We start from the raw sequence: 11900 nt of genomic DNA, 5'->3' as shown, positions 1-11900 counted from the left end.
GACCCAGGAACAGCAAAAGCCTGCTGGTCGATCGCACCGGGTGGATCCTCTCGATCTATTGAAAACTCAACGTGGTGGTCAAGGGTTCCGCGGCCGTACCCGTGCCGATCAGCGTGGTCGACGGTTCGCGCCGGCCGAAGCCTGCGGAGTACCAGCCGAGCGGCGGGTTCGTCTCGCCGCGGTGCGCGGCCCAGGTCAACGTCGGCGGCAGCGCCAACGTTGCCGTGTGGCCGGGCCAGCTCAGCCGCGCCGTGCTGCCGTCGAGGGTGACCTCGACGAGCGGGCCGAGGTGGAAGGCCAGTTTCGCCGGTAGCGTCAGGTCGCCGTCGACCTCGTCGAGGATCGTCAGCGTCCGGTCCTCGAGCTCCACGCAGCGGCGGTGCACGGCCGGCGCGTAGCCGTCTTGCTCGGCGCGCCAGCGCACCGGGCCGACCGCGAGCGTGCGGGTCTGCGCGTGTCGGGTCCACAGGAACGGCCCGCCGGACGCCGAGGAGTCGGTGTCGCCGAGCTGCAACGTGTTGTGGCCGAGCGTCGAGCGGAAGTAGGAGCGCCACTCGGGTTCGCCGTGGTAGCAGTAGGTGCCCGGGTCGGCGAGGATGTCGACGCCGTTGTGGCGGACCTCCAGCGCCAGTGCGTCCGCGTGGGCGTGGGCGGCGATGGCGAGGAAGCCGTGGGGGCCGCCGTCGCAGCGGACCCAGATCTCCGGCTCGGCGGTGTTCTCGGCCGGGGTGCGCAGGATCGTCATGCCGGCGTCGAAAAGGTCGTCTATCCGCCGCGGGGGTCGCGGATCGGTGAGCTCGGGGACACCGCCGAGCGAGGCGAACACCATGGTGCGCACGTCGCCGACCGGCACCTTCGGCCACCACTCCTGCCGGCCGAACAACGCGTCGCCGGTGGCGAGCAGCGAAGCCCAGCGGCTGGTGCCGGTGCCGTCGACGATCAGGCCGTAGCCGTCGTCGGCGTCGCCCTGGCGCGGCGGCCGCAAGTGGGAGTCCACAATGGACGCCAGCGCGTCGCACATCCGGCGCAGCACGAGCCAGGTCGACTCCGGCACGACCGGGCTGGCTTCCAGCGCGGCCGCGAGACCCAGTTCCAGGACCAGGCCGTGGTACTCCGTGGCCAGCTCGCGGTTGAGCCCGGAAGCGAACGTGTTGGCCTGCAGCTGCGTGTCCAGCGACTTCAGCGCCGCGTCGCGCCAGGCGGGCGACTCGGGGAACCAGCCGAACGCGCACGCGGCCGCAAGCTGGCCGGCATCCTCGGCGATCACGTGGTTGTTCGCGGACGAACCCCGGCTCGGGAACGCCGCGAGCCAGCGCTGGTGGTGCCAGATCTGGTGCAGTGCCTCGGGATTGTCCTCGAACAGACCGGACGCGCCGGTCCAGCCGTCGAGCAGCCGGCGCACCCAGACCCACGACAGCAGGCGGATGCCGAGCTCGATGCCGCTCACCCAGTGCACGCCACGCATCGGCGGGTTGGCCGCCCACCAGGACTTCAGGTGGTCGGCCACGCGGTGGGCGTAGCGGTCTTCGCCGGTCAGCGCGTACGCGGCGGCCAGCACGGTGAGGTGCTGGTGGCGCGACGGCTCCCAGATCTGCTTGATGTCGCCGACCGCGTCTTCGCTGCGGTAGGCGATGTCGAAGGAGTACGCGTCGGAGGGCGCGTGCCGGCCGGTCTTCGGATCGAACGACCAGTCCGGCGTCACGAGGTCCGCGCGCTCCACACCGAAGTACTCGGCGTGGCCGTCCATCAGCCGCTCGGCCGTGGCCAGCAGCTCGGCGCGCGCCTCGGCCGACACGCCTTCTACGCTCGCCGGCCGCGCGAATGCGCGGTGCGACAGCCACGTGGCCTTCTGCTTCGCGACCCCACGCCACTGCTGCTTACGCAACGCGTCGGTGGCACGACCGGCCACCTCGGCCGGGCTCATGGCCGAAAGTCTTCGCAGGTACCAGGCGGGATCCATCAGCCGAGCACCTCTTTCGGCTCCAGCCGCACCGGCGCGCCGGTCTCGAGGCTGCGGTTCACGGCGAGTGTGGCCAGCGTGGTGTTCACCAGCGACTCGACACCGATCGGCATCGCGACGCCGGTGGTCAGCGCCGTGACGAACGCGTCGATCTCGGCCTTCTGGCCCTTGTCGCGGCCCTTCGGGATGCGCGAGCTGGCCCAGCGCTTCTTGCCGTACACCGAGGCGCGGGCGAAGTCGTCGAACTTCAGCACCTTGCCGTCGGCCAGTACCTCCAGCGTCTCCTTCTGGAACGACGTGGAGCCGCTGGTCACGTAGCTGATGGCCGCGGTCGAGCCGTCTGCGTAGCGGAGCAGCACCTGCAGGTCGTCGTTGCCCGGGGTCGCGGTGGCGTAGACCGAGATCGGGTCACTGCCGAGGAACCAGCTCACCGTGTCGATGAAGTGGCCGCCCTCGCCGACGAACCGGGAGCCCTCGGAGTCGGCCTGGTTGTACCAGCTGGTGGACTCCAGGCGGCCCGCGTTCACGAGGTAGCGCACCGAAGCCGGGCCCAACCGGGGACCGAACTGCATCCTGGCCTCGTTGAGCAGCGGCGCGAAGCGGCGGTTGAAGCCGACCTGCAGCCGGTTGTTGCCCGACTCCTCGATGGCCTCGACGATCCCGCGCAGCTCCTTCTCCGACAGCGCCAGCGGCTTCTCCACGAAAACGGCCTTGCCGGCGAGCAACGCGCGGCGGGTGAGCTCGGCGTGCGAGCTGTGGCGCGTCACCACGAACAGCGTGTCCACCGACTCGTCGGCGAGCAGCGCGTCGAGGTCCGTGGTGGCGCGAGCGAAGCCGAACTTGCGCTTCGCGTTGGCACCCGAGAGCGCCGACGTGGTGACCACTTCGGACAGTGCCACGCGGTCGTGGGCGACCAGGTGCGGCAGCAGCATCGACGACGCGTAGTTGCCGGCACCGACGAACCCGACGCGCAGGCGGCCACGCGGAGTCGCGCGGGTGCCCGTCTCCGCGGGCAGCGCGACCGAGGAGACCACCGGGTCGGCTTCGCCTTCCGGGCCGTCCGGGTATTGGAAGAGCACCGCGACGGCCTTGAGCTCACCGTCCTGCAGCGACTTGTACGTCTCCACGGCCGTCGAGAAGTCGGCGGTGTGCGTGATCAGCGGTTCGACGTCGAGCTTGTCGCGCGCGGCCAGGTCGAGGAAGCACTCGATGTTGCGGCGCTCGGTCCAGCGCACGTAGCCGATCGGGTAGTCGCGGCCCTCGAGCTCGTACTCCGGGTCGTAGCGGCCCGGCCCGTACGAACGCGAGAAGCGGACGTCGAGTTCCTTCTCGTAGTAGGCGTTCCACGGCAGGTTGAGCGAGATCTTGCCGATGTCGACCACGCGGCCGCGGTCGCGCGCGAGCCGTGCGGCCAGCTCCACCGGGTCGTTCGAGGCGCCACCCGCGGCCAGGTAAACCTGGTCCACACCGTGGCCGCCGGACAGCTCCGCGACGGCGTTGTCCACCGTGCCCGAGCCCGGGTGCGCGCAGGTCAGCGCACCGAGCCGCTCGGCCAGTTCGCACCGCGACGGGTCCGGGTCCACGCCGACGACGCGTACGCCGGAGGCGACCAGCAGCTGCACCACGAGCTGCCCGATCAGGCCGAGCCCGATCACCAGCGCGAGGTCACCGAGCTGCGGCTCGCCGCGGCGCACGCCCTGCATCGCGATCGAGCCGACCGTGCCGAACGCCGCGTGGCGCGGTTCGAGGCCTGCGGGCACGCGCGCGTAGAGGTTCTTGGGCACCCAGTTGAGCTCGGAGTGCAGCGCGTGCTCGTTGCCCGCGCACGCCACGACGTCGCCCACCGCGACGTCGTCGATCCCGGCACCGACCTCCACAACCACGCCGGACAGCGAGTAGCCGAGCGGCGTGTAGGAGTCGAGCTTGCTGGTGACCTTGCGGTAGGTGGCGGCGAGGCCGTTGGTGGCGACGCTCTGCATGACTTTGGCGACCTGGTCCGGCCGCGAGCGCGCCTTGCCGATCATCGACATGCTCGCCTCGGACACCTTCATCATCTCGGTGCCGGTCGAGATCAGCGAGTACACCGTGCGCACGAGCACGCCACCCGGCTTGCACGCCGGGACCGGGACGTCGAGGAGGGCCAGCTCCCCGCTCTTGTAGTTCTGCACTACCTGCTTCACAGCACTCCTAGCTGCTCGGAATAGTCGTCGAAGACGCGGCGCGGTACCAGTACTCAAGGGTCAACACGTGCCAGAGGTGCTTCGCGCGGTCCTGCTGCCCGGCGGCGTCCTCGGCCACGAGCTTCTGCAGGGCCTCCCGCTGCAGGAACCCGGATTCGACGAGCACGCCCTCGTTCACGACCTCCCGCACCAGCGGGGCCAGGTCGCGGCTCATCCAGGCCCGCAGCGGGGCGCTGAATAGACCCTTCGGGCGGTAGACGATCTCCTTCGGCAGGATCGCCAGCGCGGCTTCCTTGAGCGCCGCCTTGCCCTGGCGGCCGACGATCTTCTTGTTTCCCGGCACCCGGAACGCCGCCTTGACCACCTCGACGTCGACGAACGGCGTGCGCACCTCGGTGGAGGCGGCCATCGTCGAGCGGTCGGTGTAGGTGAGATTCAGGCCGGGCAGGAACATCCGCGTGTCGGCCAGGCACATGCGGTTGACGTAGTCGCTCAGCGCCTGGTCGTGGTACGTGTCCGCGTGTTCGGTGAGCACGTCGTCGACGTCGGCGGCCAGGTCCGGGTTCACGAGGTCGAGCAGCTCGCCGCGGTCGTACATCGTGTAGCTGCGCCGGAACGCCGTCTCCTCCGGCAGCTCCGCGAACGACAGGAACCGCTTGGCGAACCGCACCGTGCGGTAACCGCGGCTGGCAGACGCGACGGGCAGGCGGTCCACGACGGTTTCGATCGGCTTGCGCACCAGGCCGGGAACGCGTTGGTAACGCAGGGCGAGCTGGTTCGCGTAGTGCTTGCGGTAGCCGGCGAACATCTCGTCGGCGCCCATCCCGGACAGCATCACCTTCACGCCGGCCTCCCGCGCCGCCGAGCAGATGAGGAACGAGTTGATGGCCGCGGGGTCGCCGATGGGCTCGTCGAGGTGGTAGGTCATGCGCGGCAACAGGTCGAGCACCTGCGGCGCGATCTCGATCTCGTGCAGGTCGACACCGAACTGCTTGGCGACGATCCTGGCGTACTTCAAGTCGTCCGGCATCGCCTCGAACTTGGCGTCCTCGGCGCGGAAACCGATGGTGTACGCGGAGATCCCGGGCTGCTGCCGCGCGGCGAGCCCGGTGAGGTAACTGGAGTCGAGGCCGCCGGAGAGGAACGTGGCGACCGGGACGTCGGAGAGCAGGTGCTTGCTCGTGGAGTCGGCGATCACCTCGTGGAGGTCGACGTCGCCACCCCCCTGAACCCGATACGCCTCGCCTTCCTCGGCGACCTGGCGCAGCGACCAGTAGGCGCCGCGCTCGCTCGTGCCGTCCGGACGGAAGCGCACCCACGCGCCGGGCTGCAGCTTCTCGACCTCGCGGTACGCGCAGCGGCTGTCGGGCACCCAGTAGTACAGCAGCGATGCGATGAGCGCCGCTTTGTCGACTTCCAGCGTGCCGCCGAGCTCGGTGGCCAGCGCCTTGAGCTCCGAGGAGAACGCCACGCCACCGTTTCGCCGCACGAAGAACAGCGGCTTGATGCCCAGCTGGTCGCGCACCAGCGTGAGCTCACCGGTGCGTTCGTCGAAGACGCCGAACGCGAACATCCCGCGCAGCCGCGGCAGGCAGTCGACGCCCCACTCGCGCCACGCGCGCAGCAGCACCTCGGTGTCGGACGTGCCGCGGAACCGCACGCCCTTGCCCTCCAGCTCCGCGCGCAGCTCCGGGGCGTTGTAGAGCTCGCCGTTGTACGTCAGCGCGAGCCCCTCGGCCACCATCGGCTGCGCGCCCGTCTCGGACAGGTCGACGATCGACAGCCTGCGGTGTCCGAAGTGGACTTCTCCGGCGCCGGCGCGGTGGTCGTAGCGCCCCGAACCGTCCGGCCCTCGGTGCGCGAGGCACTTCGTGAGCCGATCGGTGAGCGGGCCGCCGTCCGGCCAGTGGTAGGCACCTGCGATGCCGCACATGTTCGTGACCCTCTCTAGCTTTCCGGACCGGACTGGACGGGCGCGAACTTCTTGGTCGGCATCTCGGAGTTGCCGGGCTCGGACTTGCGCTGTTCCGGCGCGCGCTCCTCGGGCTTGCGCGGCACCGGGCTGAGCCGGCGGGTCGGCGCTTCGAGGTGGCCCTTCGTTTCGACGGGCACGGCGGGCTTGGCCGGTTTGACGACCGACGCCTCGATGGTGGTCGCCGCGTCGTTCACGTCGTGCTCGACCGGCCAGTCGATCGGCTTCTCCGGTTCCTGCTCCACGAACTTCCGCAGCGGCTCGGCCGGCTTCTCGATCTGCTTGGCCACCACCACGGACGCCCGCCCGCGCAACGCGGTGTGCAGGCCGTCCCACAGCGTCCCGTCGGTCTGGTCCTTCGGGTCCGGATCGACGAGCACTACACCCAGGATCGGGATGCCGCAGTCGGCGAGCTGCCGGGCCACGGTGTGCAGCCACAGCGTGTTCGCGTGGCCCGAGCGCACGACCAGCACCGTCTCCGTGCCGAGGTACTCCAGGTCCGTCCACGCCGTGCCGGGCGCGACCGTGCCCACGCCGAGCCGGTACACCGCGCGCTTGATCGACGGGTCCCCGACCTCGACCACCTTCACGTCGCCGGCCACGGTCAGGCGCTTCGCGTCGTGACGCGGCAGGTCGTCGATCACCACGACCGGCCCGTCCTCGGCCAGCTCCGCCGCCATGTCCACCGCGAGCCCCGCGGCCACGCCGGGCGCGCCGAGCTCCAGCAACGACAGCGGCCCGCGTTCGGCCCGGGCCGCCCGCACGAGCGTCACGGCCACGCGCTTGCGTTCGACCACCGGCTTCGACTTGGCCCACAACCGTTTCGGGCCGCGCAGCTTCGACGGCAGCTGCGCGATCACCGACGCACCGAGGTGCTCGGAGACCTCGCGCCGCAGCACCGGCCGGTCGCGCACGAGCGCGGTGACCATCGCCAGGGCCAGCCCGAGGGCGAGGCCGAGCGCGAAGCCGATGGCGCCGTTGGTGGCGACCGTCTTGAGCAACGACACCTTCTGGATCGCCGGCGCGTCCACGATCTGCGTGCCCGCGGCCACCTGCGGTGTGCCGATGCCCGCCTGCTGCGCCTGGTTCTGCAGGTCGGCGATCTTCGACACGAGGTCCGCGCGCTGCGTGTACAGCTGCTCCAGCGTGCCGGCGTTCGCGCGGCTGCCCTTGTCCGCCTCGGTAGCGGCCTGCGAGTCGATCTGCGCCAGCTCCTGCTGCGCCTGCGTGCGCTGGTCGAGCAGCGCCTTGGCCTGCGCGGTCGCGGCGGCCTGGTTGCGCTGCACGTGGTCGGCGATGAAGACGTCGGCCAGCGCCTGCGCCTTGGCGACAGCGTCTTCCTTGGTCTTGGCCGTGACCGTCACCTGCATGACGTTGTTGGTCAGGCCGAGGCCGGTGTAGTCCTTCAGGAAGTCTTCGGTCGCCTCGGTGCTGTGCACCTTCTGCAGCGCGGCCGACGCGATCTTCGCGGTCTCCAGCACGGCGACGTCGGTGCGCATCAGCGTGCCGCTGTCGGTCGGCGAGTCGTCCGGATGGATCACGATCACCTTGGTGACCGCGGTCGGCGGGGCCGGCAGCAGCACGGCCACCGCGCCGCCGACCACCAGGCCCAGCAACGCGAAGGCGACCCACAGCCGGCGGTGCCGGCGCACGGCGACGACGATTCTCTGCAGGTCGATCAGTGGTGGCGAGGAGCTCTGCGAACTGGTCATGACGAACCTGCCATCGCGTCACGGTCCACCGGGACCTGGGGTGGATCCGCCGAGGCGGGTTCTCTGCGCGGTTTCCCGGTGACACGGACCTGACGCGTGAGCACGGCGCCGAGCACTTCGTGGCCCGCGTCGGCGCACGCCTCGGCGATCGCCACGAGCTCCCACGCGCTGCGGCTGCCGACCGAGAGCACCGCGAGCACGCCGGCGGTGCCGTCGGGCACGGTCGGCTGCACGCCGGAGCCCACGGTGACCTCCGTGATCGTCAGCTCCACCCGCACGCGCTCGGTCTCGGCGACCTTCGCGAACTGAGTCGCCGCGCGCCGCGCCGCGCTGTCGCCCGCGGCGACGAGCACGAGCAGCCGCAGCACGCCGTCGCGGTCGGTGCCCAGCCGGGCGAACACCCGGCGGTACCGCACCTCACGGCTGGACTCGTCGGCCGAAGCCGGCACCTCCGGCAGGTTCCACGGCTTGTCGCTGCCCGTGATCCGGCGCAGCGCGCCCCGGAAGCCGGCGGTGCGCTCAGGCTCACCGGTCTCCGGCACGTCGACGCTCGCCAGCACCGGCGCACCCAGCGCCGAGCCGATCTCCGTCTCACTGCGCGGCCGGCGGTCGCTGCGCGCCCCGAAGAGGTAGCTGAGCAGGCCGATGAGGAAGAACAGGATCGCGCCGCCCCCGGCAAGCTGCGGCAGCGTGGGCGGAGCCTGCGAGGTCGGCTTCTCCGACGGCCCCATCACGACCATGTTGCCGGCGCCCGTGGCCGCGTCGGCCGCGTCGAGGTTGTTCATCGCCTGCTCCAGCGAGGTGCGCAGGCCCTGCAGCTCCGTGCGGACCTGCACGCCCTCCACCGTCTGGCCGTCGGACACCGAACGGGACAGGTCGAGGATGCGCTGGTTGGTCTGCGCCACCTGCTGGCGCAGCGCCTCCCGCTGCTCCTGCGCGAGCTGGGCCGACGAGCCGGCCGAGTTGGACAGCAGCTGCGTGGAGTACTTCACGAACTCCTTGGCCACCTGATCGGCCAGCTGCTGCGCGCGCTCCGGGCTGTCGCTCGAAGCACTGATCGCCACGACGTTGCCCTGCGCCACCGAGGCCGTGACCTTCTTCTGGAGGTCCGGACCGGCCTCGCGCATGCCGAGCGCCGCGGCCGCGCGGTCCAGCACCACCGAGCTGGTGGCCACCTGGGCCTGCGTCAGCAGCTCGTCGGCCTGGCGCGGGCCCTGCAGGAGCACGCTCGCCGTGGTCTCGTAACCGGGCGAGAGCACGACAGAAGCACCCGCACCGACGCCCGCCCCCACGACCACCAGGATCAGCAGCGCCCTCCAGCGTCTGCGCAGAACCTGTCCCACCATCGAAAGTCGTACCGTGTCGTCACTCAAAACCGGGGTCTCCCCTCCGAAAGTGGCGTACCGGTCACTGACCCCGTCGTCGTGCTGGAGGCGTTGGTTACACCGAACGCACGAACCTTGTTCAAACCGCGATCAAGCACGTGGGCTCAGCGCGCAGCCCGCTCGTACGCGGCGAGCAGGGCTTTCTGTGAGTTCGCCCAGGCCAGTGGCCCGCTGACCCGCGCCTTGCCGAGTTCCCCCATCCGGACGCGCTCGCCCGGGTCGTCGAGCAGCACGGCGACGAGCTTCGCGAACTCGGTGACGTCGTTGGCCGGCGCGTAGAGAGCGGCCTCACCCGCGGAGACGCGGGCCTCGCGTAGTTCGAACGAGACGATGGGTTTGCTCATCGCCATGTACTCCATGATCTTGTTCATGGTCGACACGTCGTTGAGCGGGTTGAGCGGGTCGGGCGAAAGGCACACGTCGGCCGCGGACAGGTAGCGCAACAGGTCGGCGTCGGAGACGCGACCGGTGAACTCGACCTGGTTCTCCAGGCCCAGTTCCTTCGACAGCGCCACCACGTCGTCGAACGCGTCGCCGGCGCCCACGAACACGGCGTGCCAGTCGTCGCGGCCGATCTCGTCACGCAGGGAAGCCAGCGCACGCAACGCGTAGTCCACGCCGTCCTGCGGCCCCATCACGCCGAGGTAGCAGAGCAGGTGCGGTTTGCCGCGTTTGAGCTCCGGCTCCACCGCCACCTCGTGGAAGCGCTCGACCACGGGCGCGCTGCGGACCACGAACACGTCCTCGGGCCGCTTGCCGCCGCGGATGAGGGCGACCTGGCGGTAGCTCTCGTTGGTGGCGATCACGACGTCGGCCGCGCGGTAGGTGGAGCGCTCGAGCGCGCAGACGCCGCGGTAGAGCAGGTCCTGACCACGGTCGAAGCGCGACAAGTACAGCTCCGGCACGAGGTCGTGCTGGTCGAAGATGAACTTCGCGCCCTGGCGCTTGAGCATCCGCGCCACGAGGAACAGCAGGTCCGGCGGATTGCAGGCGTGGACCACGTCGACGGGGCCGACCTTGCGGGCCAGCCGCAACGTGTGCCACACCGCGGAGCCGTACTCCTGCAGGTAGCCGGCGGGGCCACCGGTCGCCGCCTTGAGCGGGTAGCGGTGGATGTGCACCTCGTCGATCACGGCTTCGGGTTCGGTGTCGCGTTTGGTGCCCTGCGGGCAGATCACGTGCACCTCCCAGCCGGCGTCGCGCAGCGTCTGGCACTCCTGCCACACGCGGCGGTCGAACGGAACCGAGAGGTTCTCGACCAGGATCAGGGCTTTTTTCTTGTCACCAGGCAAGGCCGACGTATCCCTCTTCGGCCCGGCGCACCTCGGCGTCGGGGAGGCGGACGAGGTCGACGAGCGTCTGCTCGCCACCGTGGGGAAGAGCGGCCAGCACGGCCGGGTCGGCGGTGCCGACGAGGCACACCTCGGCGTGCTCCAGCACCTCTTCGACCGAGCTCGCGAGCAGCTGACCGAGGTGCGGCAGCCGGCTCTCGATGTACTCGCGGTTGGCGCCCATGAGCCGCGAGAGGCTCACGTTGGCGTCGTAGATCTTGAGCTCGAAGCCCTTGCCCAGCAGCCGCTCGGCGAGCTCGACGAGCGGGCTCTCGCGCAGGTCGTCGGTGCCCGGCTTGAACGACAGGCCGAACAGCCCGACCTTGCGCTTGCCGGTGCGCGCGACGAGGTCGAACGCGCGCTGCAGGTGATCTTCGTTCGAGGGCAGCACGTGCTCGAGGATCGGCACCGACACGTCGGCGCGGCGTGCGGCGTAGACCAGTCCGCGCAGGTCCTTCGGCAGGCACGAACCGCCGAACGCGAAGCCCGGGCGCAGGTACGCGGGGCTAACGTTGAGCTTGCGGTCGGCGAGGAAGACGTCCATCACCTTGTGCGAGTCGAGTCCCAGCGCGCGGCACACGGCGCCGAGCTCGTTGGCGAAGCCGATCTTCAAGCCGTGGAAGGCGTTGTCGGCGTACTTGGTCATCTCCGCCACCGGGATCGGCACGCGGAAGACGTCGCCGGGCAGGCCCGTGTAGAGCTCGGCCACGATGTCGCCGCTGGCCGTGTCGAGCTCGCCGATCACGGTCTTGGGCGGGTCGAAGAAGTCGCGCACGCTGGTGCCCTCGCGCAGGAACTCCGGGTTCACCGCCACGCCGAAGTCGACGCCCGCGGTTCGGCCGCTGGACTTCTCCAGGATCGGCACCAGCAGGTCGAGACAGGTGCCCGGCAGCATCGTGCTGCGGAACACCACCGTGTGGCGGGACCCCTTGTGCGCCAACGCTTCGCCGATCTCGTCGGCCACACGCTCGAGGTACTCGGTCGAGAGGCTGCCGTTGGGCGCCGAAGGCGTGCCCACGCAGATCAGCGACACGTCGGTCGCCGCCACCGCCTCGGCCACGTCGGTCGTCGCGCGCAGCGCCCCCGACGCCACGACCTCGGCCGTCAGCTCACCGATGCGTTCCTCGACCACCGGCGCGTTGCCGCGCGTCACCAGGTCGACCTTCACCGGGTTCACGTCGACCCCGACGACCTCGTGCCCGTTCCCCGCCAGACAGGCCGCGGACACACACCCCACGTACCCCAGCCCGAAGACACTGATCCTCACGCTTGAACCTCCGCCCGCATTCGCTGATCCCTTGGTCGGCGCGCGGACGCAGTTCGTTACCCGTTCAGGCCAGTGGAGAAATGGCAACCGGAT

At 70.4% G+C, this 11900-nt stretch carries 7 protein-coding genes; all 7 read right to left on the bottom strand.

Annotated features, from left to right (window positions below):
• Positions 1-55: 55 nt before the first annotated feature.
• Complete coding sequence (locus K1T34_RS21455) at positions 56-1960, bottom strand: alginate lyase family protein (RefSeq protein ID WP_220246004.1); 1905 nt, start codon at positions 1958-1960, stop codon at positions 56-58.
• Complete coding sequence (locus K1T34_RS21450; RefSeq protein ID WP_220246003.1) at positions 1960-4140, bottom strand: bi-domain-containing oxidoreductase; 2181 nt, start codon at positions 4138-4140, stop codon at positions 1960-1962. The genes K1T34_RS21455 and K1T34_RS21450 overlap by 1 nt, the downstream gene beginning before the upstream one ends.
• A 7-nt stretch (positions 4141-4147) precedes the next feature.
• Entirely contained in the window at positions 4148-6073 is a 1926-nt protein-coding gene (gene asnB / locus K1T34_RS21445; RefSeq protein WP_220246002.1) for an asparagine synthase (glutamine-hydrolyzing), read from the bottom strand.
• 14 nt (positions 6074-6087) lie between these two features.
• The gene (locus K1T34_RS21440) at positions 6088-7824 is read right to left on the bottom strand and encodes a Wzz/FepE/Etk N-terminal domain-containing protein (protein ID WP_220246001.1); all 1737 of its coding nucleotides are present in this window, start codon (positions 7822-7824) and stop codon (positions 6088-6090) included.
• Positions 7821-9170, bottom strand: coding sequence for an exopolysaccharide biosynthesis protein (locus tag K1T34_RS21435; protein WP_220246000.1), 1350 nt, complete (start codon positions 9168-9170; stop codon positions 7821-7823). The genes K1T34_RS21440 and K1T34_RS21435 overlap by 4 nt, the downstream gene beginning before the upstream one ends.
• A 143-nt stretch (positions 9171-9313) precedes the next feature.
• Complete coding sequence (locus K1T34_RS21430; protein WP_220245999.1) at positions 9314-10501, bottom strand: glycosyltransferase family 4 protein; 1188 nt, start codon at positions 10499-10501, stop codon at positions 9314-9316.
• The gene (locus K1T34_RS21425; RefSeq protein WP_220245998.1) at positions 10491-11807 is read right to left on the bottom strand and encodes a nucleotide sugar dehydrogenase; all 1317 of its coding nucleotides are present in this window, start codon (positions 11805-11807) and stop codon (positions 10491-10493) included. The genes K1T34_RS21430 and K1T34_RS21425 overlap by 11 nt, the downstream gene beginning before the upstream one ends.
• Between the last annotated feature and the right edge of the window lie 93 nt (positions 11808-11900).

The organism is Amycolatopsis sp. DSM 110486, assembly GCF_019468465.1.
In the GTDB taxonomy this organism is placed as follows: domain Bacteria; phylum Actinomycetota; class Actinomycetes; order Mycobacteriales; family Pseudonocardiaceae; genus Amycolatopsis.
This window is presented reverse-complemented; position numbering and strand designations above follow the sequence as displayed.

Bases quoted from the DNA above. Each gene is read 5' to 3' on its own strand.
- asnB (WP_220246002.1), bottom strand. From the start codon at position 6,073: ATGTGCGGCATCGCAGGTGCCTACCACTGGCCGGACGGCGGCCCGCTC.
- K1T34_RS21440 (WP_220246001.1), bottom strand. From the start codon at position 7,824: ATGACCAGTTCGCAGAGCTCCTCGCCACCACTGATCGACCTGCAGAGA.
- K1T34_RS21455 (WP_220246004.1), bottom strand. From the start codon at position 1,960: ATGGATCCCGCCTGGTACCTGCGAAGACTTTCGGCCATGAGCCCGGCC.
- K1T34_RS21435 (WP_220246000.1), bottom strand. From the start codon at position 9,170: ATGGTGGGACAGGTTCTGCGCAGACGCTGGAGGGCGCTGCTGATCCTG.